The sequence below is a fragment of the Streptococcus sp. 1559 genome (assembly GCF_013276735.1).
GTDB classification, from domain to species: Bacteria; Bacillota; Bacilli; order Lactobacillales; family Streptococcaceae; genus Streptococcus; species Streptococcus pseudopneumoniae.
In genome coordinates this window covers 1-17,592 of the sequence record NZ_VMLO01000058.1, presented here as the reverse complement: position 1 = coordinate 17,592, position 17,592 = coordinate 1, and the positions used below count along the sequence as shown (strand labels likewise).

Annotated in this window: 28 protein-coding genes, 1 tRNA gene and 2 pseudogenes; 22 read left to right on the top strand and 9 right to left on the bottom strand. The window is 38.1% G+C overall.

What is annotated here, in order from left to right:
- Positions 1–83: 83 nt before the first annotated feature.
- Positions 84–350, bottom strand: coding sequence for a tyrosine-type recombinase/integrase (locus HT688_RS07995; protein WP_078929922.1), 267 nt, complete (start codon positions 348–350; stop codon positions 84–86).
- A gap of 158 nt (positions 351–508) precedes the next feature.
- A pseudogene (locus HT688_RS12290) lies at positions 509–1,169 on the bottom strand (S24 family peptidase).
- 330 nt (positions 1,170–1,499) lie between these two features.
- Between HT688_RS12290 and HT688_RS07985 the strand changes: the two are divergent.
- From HT688_RS07985 to HT688_RS07970, 4 genes are all read left to right on the top strand, one after another.
- A complete protein-coding gene (locus tag HT688_RS07985) occupies positions 1,500–2,372 on the top strand; it encodes a DUF4300 family protein (RefSeq protein ID WP_000749591.1) in 873 nt (290 codons plus the stop codon).
- A 12-nt stretch (positions 2,373–2,384) separates the two neighbouring features.
- The gene (locus tag HT688_RS07980) at positions 2,385–2,561 is read left to right on the top strand and encodes a hypothetical protein (protein ID WP_000355833.1); all 177 of its coding nucleotides are present in this window, start codon (positions 2,385–2,387) and stop codon (positions 2,559–2,561) included.
- Between the two features lie 114 nt (positions 2,562–2,675).
- On the top strand, positions 2,676–2,987 hold the full coding sequence (locus HT688_RS07975; protein WP_000420573.1) for a hypothetical protein: 312 nt from the start codon (positions 2,676–2,678) through the stop codon (positions 2,985–2,987).
- A 3-nt stretch (positions 2,988–2,990) separates the two neighbouring features.
- Positions 2,991–3,707 carry an alpha/beta hydrolase gene (locus HT688_RS07970; protein ID WP_000759787.1) on the top strand — a complete coding sequence of 239 codons (717 nt, stop codon included), beginning with the start codon at positions 2,991–2,993 and terminating at the stop codon, positions 3,705–3,707.
- A gap of 129 nt (positions 3,708–3,836) precedes the next feature.
- On the opposite strand, the gene HT688_RS07965 is transcribed toward HT688_RS07970, so the two are convergent.
- The 3 genes from HT688_RS07965 to HT688_RS12045 are packed head-to-tail and all read right to left on the bottom strand — an operon-like array spanning position 3,837 to position 5,686.
- Complete coding sequence (locus HT688_RS07965) at positions 3,837–4,652, bottom strand: TIGR03943 family putative permease subunit (protein WP_000617832.1); 816 nt, start codon at positions 4,650–4,652, stop codon at positions 3,837–3,839.
- A complete protein-coding gene (locus tag HT688_RS07960) occupies positions 4,649–5,554 on the bottom strand; it encodes a permease (RefSeq protein ID WP_000123628.1) in 906 nt (301 codons plus the stop codon). Before HT688_RS07960 ends, HT688_RS07965 begins: the two co-directional genes overlap by 4 nt.
- Positions 5,555–5,686 (bottom strand): SPJ_0845 family protein, encoded by a 132-nt coding sequence (locus tag HT688_RS12045; RefSeq protein ID WP_000268685.1) that lies wholly within the window; start codon positions 5,684–5,686, stop codon positions 5,555–5,557. It abuts the gene before it with no gap.
- 162 nt (positions 5,687–5,848) lie between these two features.
- Between HT688_RS12045 and HT688_RS07955 the strand changes: the two genes are divergently transcribed.
- From HT688_RS07955 to HT688_RS07930, 6 genes are all read left to right on the top strand, one after another.
- Positions 5,849–6,208, top strand: coding sequence for a PBECR3 domain-containing polyvalent protein (locus HT688_RS07955; RefSeq protein ID WP_007284914.1), 360 nt, complete (start codon positions 5,849–5,851; stop codon positions 6,206–6,208).
- Between the two features lie 107 nt (positions 6,209–6,315).
- A complete protein-coding gene (gene efeO / locus HT688_RS07950; protein ID WP_000732987.1) occupies positions 6,316–7,188 on the top strand; it encodes an iron uptake system protein EfeO in 873 nt (290 codons plus the stop codon).
- 5 nt (positions 7,189–7,193) lie between these two features.
- On the top strand, positions 7,194–8,408 hold the full coding sequence (gene efeB / locus HT688_RS07945; RefSeq protein WP_000136411.1) for an iron uptake transporter deferrochelatase/peroxidase subunit: 1,215 nt from the start codon (positions 7,194–7,196) through the stop codon (positions 8,406–8,408).
- Positions 8,383–10,071, top strand: a complete 1,689-nt coding sequence (locus HT688_RS07940) for an FTR1 family protein (RefSeq protein WP_000252108.1) — start codon at positions 8,383–8,385, stop codon at positions 10,069–10,071. Before efeB ends, HT688_RS07940 begins: the two co-directional genes overlap by 26 nt.
- A complete protein-coding gene (gene tatC / locus HT688_RS07935) occupies positions 10,072–10,803 on the top strand; it encodes a twin-arginine translocase subunit TatC (RefSeq protein ID WP_055356707.1) in 732 nt (243 codons plus the stop codon).
- Positions 10,787–10,957, top strand: a complete 171-nt coding sequence (locus HT688_RS07930; protein WP_000512107.1) for a twin-arginine translocase TatA/TatE family subunit — start codon at positions 10,787–10,789, stop codon at positions 10,955–10,957. The genes tatC and HT688_RS07930 overlap by 17 nt, the downstream gene beginning before the upstream one ends.
- A 134-nt stretch (positions 10,958–11,091) precedes the next feature.
- On the opposite strand, the gene HT688_RS07925 is transcribed toward HT688_RS07930, so the two are convergent.
- From HT688_RS07925 to HT688_RS07910, 4 genes are all read right to left on the bottom strand, one after another.
- Positions 11,092–11,451 (bottom strand): type II toxin-antitoxin system RelE/ParE family toxin, encoded by a 360-nt coding sequence (locus tag HT688_RS07925; protein WP_055356708.1) that lies wholly within the window; start codon positions 11,449–11,451, stop codon positions 11,092–11,094.
- Positions 11,441–11,725 (bottom strand): type II toxin-antitoxin system RelB/ParD family antitoxin, encoded by a 285-nt coding sequence (relB, locus tag HT688_RS07920; protein WP_050208398.1) that lies wholly within the window; start codon positions 11,723–11,725, stop codon positions 11,441–11,443. The genes HT688_RS07925 and relB overlap by 11 nt, the downstream gene beginning before the upstream one ends.
- A 177-nt stretch (positions 11,726–11,902) precedes the next feature.
- Positions 11,903–12,145 carry a type B 50S ribosomal protein L31 gene (locus tag HT688_RS07915; RefSeq protein WP_000710764.1) on the bottom strand — a complete coding sequence of 81 codons (243 nt, stop codon included), beginning with the start codon at positions 12,143–12,145 and terminating at the stop codon, positions 11,903–11,905.
- Between the two features lie 95 nt (positions 12,146–12,240).
- Complete coding sequence (locus HT688_RS07910) at positions 12,241–13,176, bottom strand: DHH family phosphoesterase (RefSeq protein WP_023933605.1); 936 nt, start codon at positions 13,174–13,176, stop codon at positions 12,241–12,243.
- A 103-nt stretch (positions 13,177–13,279) separates the two neighbouring features.
- On the opposite strand from HT688_RS07910, the gene HT688_RS07905 reads away from it, so the two are divergent.
- The 12 genes and pseudogenes from HT688_RS07905 to HT688_RS12185 all read left to right on the top strand — a co-directional run.
- Positions 13,280–13,723 carry a flavodoxin gene (locus tag HT688_RS07905; protein WP_000241950.1) on the top strand — a complete coding sequence of 148 codons (444 nt, stop codon included), beginning with the start codon at positions 13,280–13,282 and terminating at the stop codon, positions 13,721–13,723.
- A 115-nt stretch (positions 13,724–13,838) separates the two neighbouring features.
- Positions 13,839–14,105: a chorismate mutase gene (locus tag HT688_RS07900; RefSeq protein ID WP_000362492.1), complete on the top strand. Its 267-nt coding sequence runs from the start codon at positions 13,839–13,841 to the stop codon at positions 14,103–14,105.
- On the top strand, positions 14,102–14,476 hold the full coding sequence (crcB, locus tag HT688_RS07895) for a fluoride efflux transporter CrcB (RefSeq protein WP_000712082.1): 375 nt from the start codon (positions 14,102–14,104) through the stop codon (positions 14,474–14,476). Before HT688_RS07900 ends, crcB (HT688_RS07895) begins: the two co-directional genes overlap by 4 nt.
- Positions 14,470–14,799: a fluoride efflux transporter CrcB gene (crcB, locus tag HT688_RS07890; protein WP_054388225.1), complete on the top strand. Its 330-nt coding sequence runs from the start codon at positions 14,470–14,472 to the stop codon at positions 14,797–14,799. The genes crcB (HT688_RS07895) and crcB (HT688_RS07890) overlap by 7 nt, the downstream gene beginning before the upstream one ends.
- Before the next feature lie 118 nt (positions 14,800–14,917).
- Positions 14,918–15,265, top strand: a complete 348-nt coding sequence (gene rplS / locus HT688_RS07885; protein WP_001068669.1) for a 50S ribosomal protein L19 — start codon at positions 14,918–14,920, stop codon at positions 15,263–15,265.
- Positions 15,266–15,305: 40 nt separating this feature from the next.
- Positions 15,306–15,377 (top strand) — tRNA-Arg (locus tag HT688_RS07880).
- Between the two features lie 272 nt (positions 15,378–15,649).
- On the top strand, positions 15,650–15,838 hold the full coding sequence (locus tag HT688_RS07875; RefSeq protein ID WP_001131503.1) for a type II toxin-antitoxin system HicA family toxin: 189 nt from the start codon (positions 15,650–15,652) through the stop codon (positions 15,836–15,838).
- A 57-nt stretch (positions 15,839–15,895) separates the two neighbouring features.
- Complete coding sequence (locus tag HT688_RS07870) at positions 15,896–16,273, top strand: type II toxin-antitoxin system HicB family antitoxin (RefSeq protein ID WP_000921491.1); 378 nt, start codon at positions 15,896–15,898, stop codon at positions 16,271–16,273.
- 89 nt (positions 16,274–16,362) lie between these two features.
- Positions 16,363–16,524, top strand: coding sequence for a type II toxin-antitoxin system RelB/DinJ family antitoxin (locus HT688_RS07865; protein ID WP_000077979.1), 162 nt, complete (start codon positions 16,363–16,365; stop codon positions 16,522–16,524).
- A gap of 45 nt (positions 16,525–16,569) precedes the next feature.
- Positions 16,570–16,884, top strand: coding sequence for a nucleotidyltransferase family protein (locus HT688_RS07860; protein ID WP_000263130.1), 315 nt, complete (start codon positions 16,570–16,572; stop codon positions 16,882–16,884).
- A complete protein-coding gene (locus HT688_RS07855; RefSeq protein WP_001257560.1) occupies positions 16,865–17,239 on the top strand; it encodes a HepT-like ribonuclease domain-containing protein in 375 nt (124 codons plus the stop codon). The genes HT688_RS07860 and HT688_RS07855 overlap by 20 nt, the downstream gene beginning before the upstream one ends.
- A gap of 1 nt (position 17,240) precedes the next feature.
- A pseudogene (locus tag HT688_RS12185) lies at positions 17,241–17,592 on the top strand (site-specific integrase); the annotation flags it as partial.

The following is a 17,592-nucleotide window of genomic DNA, read 5'->3' as shown; positions in this document are numbered from 1 at the left end:
TTTTCATTGAGTATGAAATAAGATATGCACAAATTGATTAGAAAAGTCAAATGAATTTCTACAAATGTTTTAGCAATCGCAATCTACTTGTCTAGATTCGATCTGATATATTTTCGATTTAATGATATGGTATTTAAAACCTCCAAAGCAGCTTGCTCCATTATTTTACTTACGTGAGTGTAGATGTTATTTATTGTTTTAGCGTCTTTGTGTCCCACTCTAACCATTATAGCTTTTAATGGGATATTCTTCTCAGCTAGTGTACTAAAGAGTGTGTGCCTGAAAATATGGGAACTAAGGGGCTGGTTTATCGGTTTCGCTAGTTTAGTATTTGCCTTTTGAAAAGTGATCTTAAATGCCTTTCTCTAAATTTACATATCACTATTGTTTAACAAAATATAATCTGCTTTAGGTCACTTATTCTTTTTTGAAATGTAGAATGAACTTTTTCAAAGTTTTTCGAATCTTTTAAAATCTGTTTGTTTTATATCGTCATTCTCCCTCTTTTTTAATTCTCCCTATACAGCCTGACAACTTTTCCGATGGTGCGAATACGGTTGCTTTCGTCTAGGCAGATGTCGGGGTATTCGGGATTGAGTTTTTTGAGGTAGCCTTGGCGAAGTTTCTTGACCTAGTTAGCACCGTCTACTTGGAAGATGACGATGGTATTATAGTCAATCTGTGGGGGATTCTTGATAAATAGGTAGTTGCCGTTTCTTATCTTTGGCTCCATGGACTTGCTGACGACATAAGCGATTGCGTCGTAGTCGTCTGGGATTTCATCCTCATAGAATGGAAACTCCATATCTAAATTGTCGTCCTGCATCGAGCGGCTACCTGCAGAGATAAACTACCTAACACGAGAGTAAGTAGTCTGTCTGTAGTCGTCCAGTCTGATGATTTTTGCGATACTTCGTTTATCATCGTTTTTCTTCTCATACAGTTGCCTCTCGGCATAGGTCAGTACCTTTACCTTGTCTGGGTGATGCCCGTTGGTCGTAGATAGATTGGATATCGCTAGGAGAATCCTTTTGAACTGGAGGAAAGAGGACATCAATCAAGCTACTGAATACTTTAACTAAGTCAAATATAGTATTTTTCTTAGTAGACCTAACCCTTTTTTCATAGTTTCCAAGGGTGTTTTTACTTATACCAATCTTGGTACTCAATTCTTATTGAGTCCAACCATTACTAGTCTATATTGTTTTATTTTTCGCATGTAACAATTGCAATCTCTTCTTTATCCACGAATGAAATCGCTTTCTGTTTTTATAAGTAAAGCATAACACGAAATCCACGAAAATGAAAACTTTGTTGTGTTTTCGTAAAAAAATTGTTGACAGAGCACGAAACGCCTATTATAATTAAATCAAGCTTAAGGAAATAACAAAAAAAACAAATCGGAGGGAAAGACGATGAGCATATTAAATGAGAAAGTAATCAATATCTGTAAATCAGTAGTTAAAGAAACTTTAATCCAAGACATTTAGGAGAAAAAGATGAAGAAATCAAGAAAATTAGCCATATTAGGAATCTGTTCAGCTTTGTTTTTAGGCTTGGCAGCTTGTCAGCAAGATGCTACAACTTCGAATGGGACGAGTCAAAGGCAAAGTAGTTCAACGAAAGTTCCATGGAAAGCTTCATACACCAACCTAAACAATCAGGTAAGTACAGAAGAGGTCAAATCTCTCTTATCAGCTCACTTGGATCCAAATAGTGTTGATGCCTTTTTTAATCTCGTTAATGATTACAATACCATTGTCGGCTCAACTGGCTTATCAGGAGATTTCACTTCCTTTACTCACACAGAATACGATGTTGAAAAAATCAGTCATCTCTGGAATCAAAAGAAGGGTGATTTTGTTGGAACCAACTGCCGTATCAATAGTTATTGTCTTTTGAAAAATTCAGTCACCATTCCAAAACTTGATAAGAATGATCAATTGCTTTTCCTAGATAACGATGCGATTGATAAGGGGAAGGTCTTTGATTCACAAGATAAGGAAGAGTTTGATATTCTATTTTCTAGAGTTCCAACTGAGGCAACGACGGATGTCAAGGTTCACGCTGAAAAGATGGAAACATTCTTCTCCCAATTTCAATTCAACGACAAAGCTCGAATGCTATCTGTAGTCTTGCACGACAATCTGGATGGTGAGTATCTGTTTGTAGGCCACGTTGGAGTCTTAGTACCGGCTGATGACGGTTTCTTATTTGTAGAGAAATTGACTTTCGAAGAGCCCTACCAAGCGATTAAATTTGCCAGCAAGGAAGATTGTTACAAGTATTTAGGCACCAAGTATGCGGATTATACAGGCGAGGGACTGGCTCAGCCTTTTATCATGGATAATGATAAGTGGGTTAATATCTAGAGGTAATCTAACATGGATATAGTATTAGGCATTTTATGTTTATTCTTGATAGGTATATGGGTGAGTACGATAATTAACAGTCGAAAACCAGGAAAAAATGAAAGATTTATAGGTTATATTCAAAGATACGATATTGATGGGGAAGGCTATCAATCAGAAGTATGGGAAGTGACTGAGGAGGAAGATTAAGAAGTAAAAACAGCGTCTTCTTTTTAGTATTGCACCTATTTCCAGACAGTCCATTTGTAGTTTTATCCAGATTGATATATAATTTAAGGTAGAGAAAATAGGAGGATCAATCAGATGGAATTAAAAGATTTTACAGAAAAAGAACAGGAAATGATTAAGAATGGGCTGACGACGTCTAAGATTAGTGACAAGGAAACTGCTGAGAAGATTCTTGCGCTTGTCCCACAAGACTTGATTAAGCGAATCCCATTTTTCGTCAGAAAACATGCTACGACACGTACGATTAAACGCATTTCAATCGAACACCCTGAGCTTTACGCTGCAGCTCAAACAAGTGGTGAGATTCCAGAAAAAGAACGAGAAGAATTACGTCAGATTATCACAACTATCTTTGAACAAAAGATGAATAAGCATAGTATTAAGTAGAGAATGAAAAAATATTTTATTGGTGGTTTGGGAAGTAATGTCTATCATAGCAAGGATCTTCTTCAAGAACTAGATTCTCAGGTTTATTTTCTAAATCCATATGAAAAACATCTTCGAGATGAAACAGAATTGAAATCATGGTTTAAAAAATCGATAGAAGAGGAAGAATCTATCTGTCTGATAGGCCATTCTCTTGGAGGAGATTTGGCTCGTTATCTCGCATCGGAATTTCAAGAAGTGAAGAAACTGATTCTTTTGGATGGTGGCTATCTAGATTTAGATAAGATTTTACCTTTAGATACAGAGTTAGAGGAAACTAAAAATTATATCAAATCTCAAATTGTTTCGGACTTAGCTCTTCTTATTTCTAAAGAAAAATCTGAAGCAAAGCATTGGTCAGAAAATATGGAGAAAGCCGTAAGGCAGTCCTATCACTGGAATTCTGAGTATAATAGATATGAGTTGGCTATAAATTATGAAAATATAGAAGCGATACTCCGCTTACGGAGAAAAATACAAGCTTTTAAGAGAGAAGTGGGAGATACCTTGTTTATTAGTCCTCGCTATCCTAATGAAGCTACATGGAGAGAGGAAACACTAAAAGAATTACCAGATTATTTTGATACTATTTTTCTAGAAAACGTTGGCCATGAGCTTTATACTCAAGCACCCAAAAAAATCGCTAGTATGATTAATGAGTGGCTCTCTTATTCTCACTGAGTTGCTTGTATGGCTTGAAATGGTATAAGATGAAAATCTACAAGTCACTAATTCTCATATAACAAAAAAAACGAACAGGCTCTTTTCTGTCATTCAGAAGAGAACTTGTTCGTTTTTATCTTGATTTTCTTAAAAAGCTCGATAAACATAGGGATTTTCTGGTTTATCGACTTTTGTAAAGCTGTCGATTTCCAAGGTTGGGAGATTTTGTTTGAGTTCTTTATGGTAGTGATTGAGCAGTTTTCCTTTGGCCGTAATCCAAGTGTTGTTTTCATACTGCCGGGTATTTCCCTTGGTCAGCAATCCATAGACACCAGAATCTGCGATACAGTGGATAATGCCGAATCGGAACAGAAATTGACTATTGGCATGACTGGGGTCGTTATAGACAAAGCCTGTAAACTGGATTGTCTTGCCCTCAAACTCATCTGGATAGTCGTAGATAGCCTCCATGACCTCCATATAGTTTTCATTAGTGATCTGAATGCTATCCTGGGACAAGTATTTATCCGCCGCCGTTCGCATTTCCTTTTCATAGGCTGATTTTGAAAAATAAGAACTGGTGTCTGGTTTCAAATATTGGCTTGTCGTCCCTTCACTTGTCTGAATGGCTAGATCCGTTCCTTCCGATAGGGGGAAATGATAACCTTTAGCAGAAACGGTCTGAGAATCCAAGCTAACAGTTGGGAAAGTTAAGCCGATGACAAGTGGAATAGCCAGAAGAGAAATACTCGTCATCTTGGCCAATCGGCTGTTCAGATGACTGTGGGTTTTGATTTGCTTCATCCAGATATACAATTGAACAATTGCCAAGATAAAGGAAAGCACCATGGAGATATAGGCCAGATAGGAATAGTGCATGTTGATGTACTGGTTTAGTTTGCCCGACAGATGGAGGTAAATAGTCAGTTCAAAATAGCCAGCTAAAACTAAAAATCGAATCATAGGATGACTCCAATCAAGAGAGAATAGGCTAAAACGACCAGAGTCACAATCGTAATGAAGTGACTAATAAATCGTGCTTTCAAGTAATTTTTCATCATGAGAATATTTTTGATATCCAGCATTGGGCCAATGACGAGAAAGGCCAGAACTGGAGCCAAACCGAAACTCGAGAGAAGAGAAGCACCTATAAAGGCATCCGCCTCACTACAGAGCGAAAGAAGAAAGGATAAAATCATCAAGAGCAGGATGGCAAAAAGAGGGGTCGCACTGATAGAGGTCAGAATCCGAGTCGGAACGTAGACCTGTATTATAGAAGCAAAGAGGCAGCCAAATACCAAATAACGCCCCGTATCAAAAAATTCATCAATGGCCTGCACAAAGACTTGAAAAACTTTTTTTGCAGAACTCAAGTAAGAAAAATCATGCTCATGACAAGTCAGACGATTTTCTTTCTGAATCGGTTCTTGCCAGAAAAATCCTAGAAAAATTCCTAGTATTACAGCCACAAGAATGGAACCCAGAGCTCGTAATAGGGCGACATGGAAGGAGTTGCCAAAGGCAGAATAGGTCGCAAAAAGAACAATGGGATTGATAACAGGTGCTGTCACAAGAAAGGGAACGGCCGTGTAACTGGGAACCTTTTTTTCCAGAAAACGATTGATAATGGGGACGATTCCACATTCACAAGAAGGGAAAAGTATACCAACGAAGGTGCCAAAAAAGATTCTCCCCCAACGATTTCGAGGGAGAAAATGATAAACCCTGTCAGGTGTGATATAGACCTCAATCAGCCCTGAGACAATGCTTCCTATCAGAACGAAGGGAAGGGCTTCAATGATAATGGAGAGGAAAATGGCTCCAGTTTGAAGTACACTAGATGGGAGTTGTTGAAAAGCAGTCATCTAGTTTTTCTTTTCTGCTTTGGCTTTTTTCTCTTTGTCATCAGGGAAAGTGACTTGTTTCAAATCTGGGAGTTTAGCAAACTCTTCAAACATCTTGTCCAAGTCGTCTCGTTTTGTAAATTTTACAGCCATAGGTGTACCTCGATTCTAAATTCTACCTCTATTATACTATTATTTTGAGGAAAAGGGAAAAGTTAAAATTGAGTATCTAACGAATAATAGAGTTTGATATATCCTGATATACACTATGATTGTGATATAATAGTTGTGGAATAACGGAGGAAATTATGGATCATGAAAAAAATCGGTCAGATTACCGATGAAGTAAAAGAAATTTTTGATATTGTTCTTGAAGCGAGCGACATAAAGGTCAACAAAGACGGTTTGAGAAGTCATATGATAAAAGGCCATCACAATGATGTGATTCATCATATTGAAGACCTGGAACTCATACTAAGGAACCCAGATTTCGTCGGCATCAATCCACGAGAGAAAGACGCCAGTTTTGAATATGTAAAAAGATTTGATAATAATGTTCTTGTTGCGATTAAGTTGCGATTAAGTTACATAAAAGTGGTGATTTCTTTTATGTTCCGACCATGTATCGTTTACAAGATTACAAGTTACAAAGTCGTATTAAGTCTGGTAGATTGAGAAAACATAACATTAAATTGTCTGAAAATTTATTGACAGATTAGAAAAAACATAGTATAATGAAACGTAAGATGAATTCAGGTTTCCTGAACCGATAGGAGTATACAATGAAAAAACTAGGTTTTGTCCTTTTATCTTCAGCCTTGCTATTGACAGCTTGTGCAGTCCGTTTTGAAAAATCAACCGAGACAACCGATTCGTCCAAGGTGACAGCCTTGTCTGAAGACAAGCAAAAAATGCTTGATAAGGCTACTGCTGACTATAAGACTTTTGTGCAAGACCAAATCGATAAACTGTTGACAGATACAGAAGGCTTTGTCAAACTGTTGAAAGAAGGTAAGTTAGAAGAAGCTAAGAAGGTCTATCCACTGATTCGTATGTCTTATGAGCGTTCAGAACCGATTGCCGAGAGTTTTGGTGAGTCAGATGTCAAGATTGACTTCCGTTTGGCAGACTACATGGACGAAAACAAGACAGAAGAGGGATGGTCAGGTTTCCACCGTATTGAGCGTATCCTTTGGGAAGACAATACAACTAAAGGAACTGAAAGCTATGGTGATCAGTTGGTCAATGATATCAAGGAATTGAAAGCCAAGATTGCAACTGTTGATGTGGACTACAAGGTTATGCTGACTGGGGCAGTCGACTTGCTTAACGAAGTTGCAACAAGTAAGATTACAGGGGAAGAGGAAATTTATTCTCATACAGACTTGTATGACTTCCGTGCCAATATCGAGGGAGCTGAGAAGATTTTCCAACTCTTTAAACCTTTGCTTGAAAAATCAGACGCTAACCTAGTTAAAGAATTGGAAGCGGACTTCAAGTCTGTCAATGATTTGTTGGACAAACACATGACCGACAAGGAACACTACAAGCTCTATACAGATTTGACAACAGAAGATACCAAAGAATTGTCAGAAGCTGTGACAAAACTTGGTGAGCCTCTATCACAAATGGGTAAATTTCTTAGTGGAGAATAAGAGTCATGACTGAAAAAGACGAAAAGTTTTTTGAGAAGAAAATGGACCGTCGAGAATTTCTAAAAAAAGCAGGGATTGGAGGGGCTGGTTTAGCGCTAGGACTCTCTGGTGCTTCTGCTTTTTTCGCACCTAAGCTAGGAAGTCAGGAAAAAATCTCGTACGGAAATGAAAAAATTGCTTTTTATGGCAAGCATCAAGCTGGGATTAGTACGCCCATGCAAAAGAATATCTATTTTGTTGTCTTGGACCTGCATACGACGGATAGAGATAAGATTATCCAGCTATTCAAGGATTGGACGGATTATAGTGCCAAGTTGGTTGAGGGGGAATTGGTCAAAAAAGATGGCCAGAATGCTCTCTTGCCTCCGAGTGATACTGGTGAGACAGTCGGGCTCAACCCTCATCGTTTGACGCTGACTTTTGGTGTGTCTGCGAGTTTCTTGAAAAAGATGAACTTGGAAAACAAGCGTCCTCAAGTTTTCAGGGATTTACCGCCTTTTCCTAAAGAGCAATTGCGTGAAAAATATACTGGTGGAGATATTGTCATCCAGGCCTGTGCAGATGATGAGCAGGTTGCCTTTCACGCTATTCGCAATCTCATCCGTAAGGGGAGAAATGCCGTGACCCTTCGTTGGAGTCAGTCTGGTTTTGCAGCTATCGGGGATCGAATGGAGACTCCGCGTAACCTCTTTGGTTTTAAAGATGGAACAGCAAATCCAACCAAGGAGCAAGACTTTGACCGCGTTATCTGGGCTGATAGTAAGGATTGGATGGAAAATGGTTCATATATGGCAGTTCGTCGGATTCAGATGTTTTTAGAGACTTGGGATCGCACTAGTCTTGAAGAACAAGAAAATACTTTTGGTCGTTACAAGGAAAGTGGTGCTCCCTTTGGTAAGAAGAATGAGTTTGATGAAGTGGATTTGAGTCTCTTACCTGATGATTCGCATGTTCGTTTAGCTAAGGAAGTAGACAAGCCCCTTTTGCGACGTTCTTATTCTTACTCTGATGGAATTGATGAAAAAACTGGCCAGTTTGATACAGGATTGCTTTTCATTTCTTTCCAGAAGGATCCTGATAACTTTGTCAAGGTTCAAACCAATCTAGGTGCTACTGATAAGATGAATGAATATATCACTCACATCGGTAGTGGACTCTTTGCTTGCTTTGGTGGTGTGGAGAAAGGAGGCTACATTGGTCAGAAATTATTGGAAGGCTAGAAGCTGGTTACTAGTTTTAGCTTTGTCATTTTTAATTCTTTCCCCAGTAGGTGCCCAAGAAAGCTTGAGTTCTTACTTTGTGAAAATCACAGATGCTTCTAAAGCAGTGAAAAATGGGAATCAGTCTGAGGCCCAGAAACTTGTTCAAGAGATGGCATCAGACTTTGAAAGAGTAGAAGATAGCAATTCTGAGGCTGGTAAAGTCGTTAAGGAAAAGTTAGCTCAGTCAGGCGAGATTACTGAAGACAAACTCACCGAAATTTCTGCAGCCCTATTAGCCTTTGAAAAAGAACAAAATCCTGTTGACCTAGATGCGGAAAAAGAAAAATTGGTAAACCGTCTAAGTCCTTGTTTTGAAGCCTTAGAGCAGGCCATTGCCTCCAAAGATTTGGAAAAGGTACGAGAAGCTTTTAAGAAAATGAATTCCACTTGGACTATCAATGAAAGTGTGGTTCGTGACAATAGTACGGCCCATTATGGACGTGTTGAAACAGCTATTTCTTTCTTGCGTAGTAGTATGGAAACCGAGCCTACGGATTTTAACTCCATCCAGACTTCCTTTGAGGACTTAAAAAAGGCTATCGATGATTTTGCAAGCGGAAAAGAAGTCGCAGAAGCATCTTCTGATTTAAGTCTCAAAGATGGTATTGCTCTTTTGAAGAAAGCTTTGGAACAATTCCAAGCTGGTGACCAAGCATCAGGAGCAGCTAGCATGAAGGAATTCATCACTATCTGGCCAACGATTGAGGGTTCTGTTAGCACGACCAATCCTTCCCTCTATACACGAGTGGAAAGTGAAAGCCCTGTGATTATGGTCAAGGGAGGTGAGAAGGAATACCAAGAAAAATTAGAAAAACTGATTGCAGATTTATCACAAATTGATACTAGCGCACGTTACAATGCCTTTGATGCTATGCTGATTCTTCTAAGAGAAGGAGTAGAGGCCCTCTTAATCGTCATGGCCTTGGTGACGACCTTGAAAGCAGCCAAGATGCGAAAAGGGCTCAAGTGGGTTTATGGTGGTGCTATCACTGGAATCATGGCCAGTCTCCTTATTGCCTTCATCCTGCAAATTTCCTTTCCAGTAGTAACATCAGGCTCCAATCGTGAAATCATCGAAGGAGCAGTGGGGATTTTTGCGGTAGCTATGATGATTTTGATTGGAATCTGGCTCCACAGCAAATCCTCGGTCAAAAAATGGAATACCTTTATGGAGTCACAAATGGAAACAGTGACCAAAACAGGCTCCTTTATTTCCATGTTTGCCCTCAGTTTTCTAGCTGTTTTCCGTGAGGGAGCAGAAACCATTCTCTTTTATGTTGGGATTTTACCAAGAATTTCCAGTTTTGAATTTGTCTTGGGAATTTCACTTGCCTTGCTGGTTCTGGTAATTATTGCCCTTGTGATGAACAAGGCCAGTCAATTCTTCCTGCCACATAAGGTCTTCTTTATCCTGACTTGGATGATTTATGCCCTAGCCTTCAAGATGCTGGGGGTTAGTATCCATGCTCTTCAGTTGACCAATATGGCACCAAATCACTTAGTGACAGGCTTTCCAACGATCGACTTGCTTGGAATTTATCCAAGTTGGGAAGGCTTGGTTAGCCAGCTAGTCTTTGTTATTATTGTCTTGATTGTCACTTTTAGACAGGGTGAAAAATAAATGGATAGAAAAGAATTGACAATCGTTGAACATCTGGTAGAATTTAGAAAGAGACTATTGGCAGTAGTCATTTGTTTCTTTTTGGTATTCTCTGTTTCTCTGCTGTTTGCAGACCAGATTTACCAGTATGTGACCCAATCTTTTCAGCAAAAGTTGATTGTTTTAGGGCCTAATGATATTTTATGGATTTACATACGTTTGGCTAGTCTGATGGCCTTTACTATCACCTTGCCTTACACGGTGTATCATATTTGGTCTTTCATTAAACCCGGTTTAAAGAAGGAAGAAGCTAGAGCTGTCTTTGCCTATATTCCAGCTAGTTTCCTTTGTTTTCTAGTTGGACTGGCTTTTGGTTTTTACTTTGTAACACCGGCCTTACTTCAGGTTTTATTAGGGTTGGGAGAAGGTCTATTTGAAACGCAGTTAACCGCCCAAAATTATCTGTCTTTTGTTTTTCAAACGACCTTGCCTTTGGCTCTGATTTTTGAATTGCCAGTTATCATTGCCTTTTTGACGTCGATTGGACTCATTGGACCAGAATTATTGACTGCTTATCGCCGATATGCCTATTTTATCTTATTGGTACTCGCAGTCATCTTAACACCAGCTGACTTTGTCAGCGATTTGGCAATGACTGCCCCCTTGATATTACTCTATGAATTAAGTATTGCTATTAGCAAACACATTATGAAACGCAAGCAGAAAGGAGAGAGGAATGGGAATCTTACGTGATATTGGAGCACCAGGATTGATTATCATCGTTTTAGGAGCTCTCTTGATATTTGGACCAAAACGATTGCCTGAACTAGGCGAGTCAATCGGTAAAATGCTATCTGAATTTAAAAAAGCAGTTAAAGGAGCTGAAAATCAAGATAAGGAAGACTAAACCTTGTCTAATAAAAAACTTTGTACTCTGGAAGCCATCGCGTGGCTAGCTAGAGTGCAAAGTTTTTTTATTTTTTAGTTAAAATGAAGACTGTGTTCCTTATAAGTACAAGGTTATTAAGAGAGTGGTGGACATTAAAATGATGATTTTGAGTTTTTGTTATTTTTGCTTTGGAGCAAGGTAAGATAGTCACTTTTGGTGTGAAATAAGTGGGAAAGAAAAACAGTTCTTTGAGTCTGGTCGATAAAGTAAAGCAAGATATACTGACCGATAATTTTTCCTCGCGTAGGGTACTTACTGTTGATTTTTAGTTCGATTTTTTCATCTGCATCAAAGCCAGCTTCAGGAAAAGTTTCTAAACTTTTTAAGCCGTCTAAAATTCTGGCTACAGTATTCTTAGCAGACTGAGGTGATAAAAGAACAGTAGTAATGTAGTCATGGATATTGTCAATTGCCTGACTCACTTCAGTAGAAAGACTCACTTTATAAGCCATATCGTAGCCTCATATTGTCTAGGGAAGTTCCTTGTCCGGATTCGTATTCTCTTAAGGAGCGTTCAGATTGGGCTTGTAGTTCCTGAATCAATCGCTCACGATGTATATCTTCTGCAGTTTTTATTGGTAAATCCTGTTCGAGAACAATCTGCTCGATAAAAAGACTAATAGCATCCGTCATAGTCATTCCTTTTTCCTTGATGATAGCTCTAGCTTGTTCCATTGATGACTCATTGATTTTAAAATTGTATTGCTTAGTAAGTGATGTCGTCATGGTATATCTCCAATCTATGCTATATATAGCTAGTATATATCTTTTATATTTTTTAGGCAAGAGAAAACTTTGTACTCTAGAAACTATCGAGAGTGTAAAGTTTTTTTAGTTTGGAACATGAAAACAGCAGTTGATTTCAAGAAACAAAAAAGAACAGCCGAAGCTGTCTTTTTCTCATTATTTGAGACCGTATTTTTTGTTGAAACGATCCACGCGTCCATCTGCTTGAGTGAACTTTTGACGTCCAGTGTAGAATGGGTGTGAGTCTGATGAAATTTCCACACGGATTAATGGGTAAGTTTCGCCTTCGAACTCAACTGTTTCGTTAGAGCGTTTTGTTGAACCGCTAAGGAATTGGTAACCAGTAGTTGTGTCCATGAAGACAACTGGGCGATATTCTGGATGGATATCTTTTTTCATTTTGCAATATTTCCTTTCTGCCATGGTCTCTTTGCGAGCCATAGATTGTTACTATACTAGTCTATCAGATTCTGAAAAGTTTGGCAAGTATTTTATCAGTTTTTAAGCAAGTTTTTTAACTTTTGGTAGATGATTTCGTTTTCCTCTAGGCTATAGGAATTGGCACCGCTTGCTAGAGGATGGCCTCCACCATCATGTTCTTTGGCAATTTCATTGATAGGATGAATTTTACTGCGTAAGCGAACGCGGTAGTGGCCAACAGCCTGCTCCACAAAAATTCCCCAGAGACTAACACTATCAATGCGTCCAGGTGCACCGACAATGGCTGCAGTTTCAGCATCGGTAACATTAAATTGTTTCAAGACTTCTTGACTCAGGATAACTCGCGCTGCACCATTTTCATCCACTTCCAGATGGTCGTAGATGTAGCCTTGAAGTTTAGCAATTTTGTAACTCATAGTGTCCATTTTGCGAGTGAGAGCCGCAAAGTCAAAGTTCTGTTCTCTTAGATAGGCAGCCAGACGAAGAGTCCGTGCAGTGGTAGAAGGGTAGAGGAAGCGACCTGTATCACCAACAATTCCTGCAAAGAGCAACTCAGCAGCTCGATCTGACAAGGCCAGTTGGGTTGTTTGGGCAAATAGGGTAATCATCTCGCTAGCGCTACTTGAACTAGTATCTACCCAAGATAGGTTACCGTATACATCATCATTTGGATGGTGGTCAATCTTAATGAGAAAATCACCTTGACTATAGCGCTTATCATCGATACGAGCAGTATTCGCCGTATCACAGACGATGACAAGTGCGCTCTGGTAGGCACTATCTTCAACAAGATCCATCTCAGCCATCCAAGTAAGAGTCGGTTCATCATAACCTACGGCTTTGATGTTTTTTTCAGGGAAATGATATTCCAGCAAGGCTTTCAAGCCCACTTGACTTCCCAAGGCATCAGGGTCTGGTTTCATATGACGATGAATGATAATCGTGTCGTATTCTTTGATTTTTTCTAAAATTTGATGGCAAATTTCCATAAATAACCTCAATTCTTTCTCATTTCATTGTAGCACAAGAATTTTTATTTTTAAAATGAAAAAGATGTGATATAATGGAGAAAGATAAATTGAGGAGGACGATATGGTATTAGCAAAAATTGTATTTGCCAGTATGACCGGTAATACCGAAGAAATTGCAGATATTGTAGCAGACAAATTACGTGACTTGGGCTTGGATGTCGATGTTGATGAATGTACAACTGTTGACGCTTCAGACTTCTTGGAAGCTGACATCGCTATCGTTGCGACCTATACTTATGGTGATGGTGAATTGCCAGATGAGATGATGGACTTCTACGAAGACCTAGCAGATCTCAACTTGAATGGCAAAATCTACGGAGTGGTTGGTTCAGGAGATACCTTCTACGATGAATTCTGTAAGGCTGTTGATGACTTTGATCGTGTTTTTGTTTCGACAGGAGCAGAAAAAGGTTCAGAATGTGTTAAAGTTGATCTCTCTGCTGAGGAAGAAGACATTGAGCGCTTGGAACAATTCGCAGAAGAATTGGCTGCTAAAGTAGGATAAGTATAAAAGTGCGCTGATGTAATCAATCAGTGCATTTTTCTTATCGTGAGTTAGGATTTTACTAGCCTATTTGGTGGCTTTTTGATACAATAATTCAAATAAAGGAGGAGACTGTATGGATTTAGATAGTATTCGTCAAGAAATTGATCAAATCGACGACCAAATCGTCAAGCTCTTAGAAGAACGAATGCATTTGGTTGAGGGTGTAGTTGCCTATAAGAAAGCTTCAGGTAAACCGATTTTAGATACCAAGAGAGAAGCGGTTATTTTTGAAAAGGTTAGAAGTCGTGTAGGAGATAAGCGCTATCAGGAAACTATTGTCGCGACTTTTTCGGACATACTCAAACGTTCGCGTGATTATCAGAATCAGAATATCAAATGAAAAAAGAACAATTTTATCCGCTAGGCATTTTTATAGCTGCTATGTTGGGCGGACTTGTGCGCTACCTTGTTTCTACTTGGTTATCAGCCAGTCCAGACTTTCCTTGGGGCACTCTCTTTGTCAACTATCTGGGAATTTTCTGCTTGATTTATCTTGTCAAGGGATATCTGGTCTATAAGGGGACTAGTAAGGGCTTGATTTTAGCACTAGGGACGGGCTTTTGTGGAGGTTTAACAACTTTTTCCAGCCTAATGCTTGATACTGTGAAGCTGCTTGATACAGGGCGTTATCTTAGTTTAGTCCTGTATTTGCTTTTGAGCATCGGTGGAGGCCTACTCTTAGCTTATTTTCTAGGGAGGAAGAAATGGTAATGGTCTATCTTGCAATTGCTTGTGGTTTCGGAGCTTTAGTGCGCTATTTCTTTTCCCGCTATAATCAAACTTCTAAATTGCCCCTCGGAACGCTCATAGTCAATCTTCTAGGTTGTTTTTTAATTGGATTATTCTACAATCATGTGGAGTCTAAGGAAGTCTATGCTATTTTAGCAACAGGATTTTGTGGAGGTTTGACAACTTTTTCGACCTTGAATGACGAACTCCAAAGATTGTTAAGTGATAGGAAGGGATTTTATTCTTATTTAGCTTTGACCTACCTCGGTGGTTTGATTGCGATTTTTTTAGGAATTCTGCTATAAATTTCTTTACTTTTTTGTGGAAATTTGGTAAACTGTATCTTGTGTGTAATGGACGCACAAAAATACAGTTTATCCGCTGAGGAAGATTCTTCAAGATTGACAAAGATAGGAGAATAAAATGAATCCATTAATCCAAAGCTTGACTGAAGGTCAACTTCGTACAGATATCCCATCATTCCGTCCTGGTGACACTGTTCGTGTACACGCGAAAGTTGTCGAAGGTAACCGTGAACGTATCCAGATTTTTGAAGGTGTTGTTATCGCACGTAAAGGTGCTGGTATCTCAGAAAACTACACAGTTCGTAAAATCTCTAACGGTGTAGGTGTTGAGCGTATCTTCCCCATCCACACTCCACGTGTTGAAAAAATCGAAGTTGTTCGTTACGGTAAAGTACGTCGTGCGAAATTGTACTACTTGCGTGCTCTTCAAGGTAAGGCAGCTCGTATCAAAGAAATCCGTCGTTAATTCGACTAAAACTCTGCTTTTTCAGCAGAGTTTTTATCTAGCTCCCTTAGTTCAATGGATATAACAACTCCCTCCTAAGGAGTAGTTGCAGGTTCGATTCCTGCAGGGGGCATAATAAGAAGCGTAAAGAAACATAAAGAATATTCAAAGTGTTTATTTGTAGGCAATCATCACAATTTAGTTTTTTAAAATAGGTTAGTATTTTTGGAATCTTTGACCAAAGTGTGACCAAAATTTGACCAAAAGTCAATGAATATAGAATAAAGTAGATCAGGAAGCTGGTCTATTTTATTTTGTAGTTATTGAGAAAAAGTGGTTTGTTTTAATTTGACTATTATACACATAATGCGTATAATAGTAAGTGTAAGGAGGTAACGAATATATATGCCACTTACAGGTAAAGAAATGGTGAAACTAGCTCTTGAGAATGGATGGGTTGAAGTTCGTCAAAGAGGAAGTCATCATCATTTTAAGAAAGAGGGTTTTTCTTATCTTGTCACGATTCCAGTTCATGGAAATGAAGATTTGGGAAAGGGATTGGAGAGAAAGATTCTCAAAGATTTAGGATTGTAATTTTTACTTTCCTAAGTCTTTTTACATCAGAGGTAGTAGAATGTTGGGGGTAGTAGAATGTTAAAAACGTATCCAGCTATTTTTCATAAAGAAGGAACAGGATATTGGGTAGAATTTCCAGAATTTGGTGGTGGTACAGAAGGAAAAAATATCGAAGAAGCGATGAAAAATGCTCGAGAAATGCTTGAAAATGTTTTAGCTTCTTATATCGATGAAGGGATGGCGTTGCCTACTCCAAGTGATATTTTAAAGATTGAAGTTTCAGATGGTTTTGTATCAATGATTCAAGTTGATCCTGCGCCTTTTGTGAGAAGTAACAAGGCGATTAGAAAGAACGTGACCGTTCCTGAATGGCTAGTTCGTCTTGCTGATCGAGAAAAGATTAACTATTCAGAAGTTTTGGCACAAGCATTAGAGCAGAAGTTGCAAGTTTAAATTTAAAGACTGTATTTATTAGGGAATAAGTTTGATATGTATTGGTAAAAGTGATACAATAGATATACAAGAAGAAAAGGAGAAATGCTATGTCACAAATTGCTGTAAGAGTAGATGATGAATTGAAAAAAGAAGCGACTGCGATTTTTAATGAGTTGGGGTTGGATATGTCAACTGCTGTGAAGTTATTTTTGAAGCAAAGTGTGTTGACAAGAAGTATTCCTTTTGAAGTTAAACTTGATTCTGAGTAAGGTGAAATAAAAGTGTGGATAGATATAATCTAAAGGGGTTCGGTTATGGTTTATACAATAGATCAGATAAAGGAAAAAATTGTTCCTGTTGCTAAACAATATGATTTATCTAAAATTTATCTATTTGGCTCTTATGCTAGGGGCGAAGCTGATGGGAAAAGTGATGTTGATATTGCTTTGGAGTTAGAGGATGATTCTATATATTTTGATGTATATGGTAGACTTTTGACTATTTTTGATGGTAATATAGATATTCTATTGGTTAGTGATTTACTTTCTCCAAAAACAAACATTGGGAAGTTAGTCAAGAAAAATTTTTTGAATGATAGAGAGGTTATTTATGAGAAGTCAATCTCTTGAAACTGATATAGCATATTTGAAGGATATGGTTTTATATCTTGATAAGGCCGATGCTGTTTTGTATAAAGCAAGAAGATATAATTTACCTTTAGATGATGATATGGTAGTTGATTCTATCGCTATGAATTTAGGACAGGTAGGAGAACAGTTATCGTTAGGCAAATTATCAGAGGAAGTAAAACAGAAGTATTCAGATAGGATAAACTGGACTCAGATAAAAGGTTTTAGAAATTTTATTTATCATAATTATTCTAACTTAAATTTTAAAATTATAGAGGGTATATTGAAGGAATCTGTTCCCAAAACGAAAGAATCTTTACACTCGATTATAAGAGAATTAGAAGGTGAATTATAAAATAGAAAATGAAAGAGAAACTCTAAAAACGTATGGAAGATTTGCTAGAAATCGACAAATTTTATTCCTCAAAAAACGAATACTTCCATAAGAGAAATTATTATTGATGAAGATTTAATATCTGTATTGGATGCATTGAAAGAGGAACAAGATAAGGTTCTTTATAATCGTGAAGAATTAAAGAAATATGATTTGGTCTCTTGTGATAGAAGGTATAAACTTTCTACAAATTATGGATTGAATAAATACTTGAAAGTATTTTTATCCGAACTTGGGATAGGTAGCCAAACCATGATAGCAAAAGCAGGCAGGCATATTTACGGTTTATATTTATTAGACTTCCTGCAAAACTA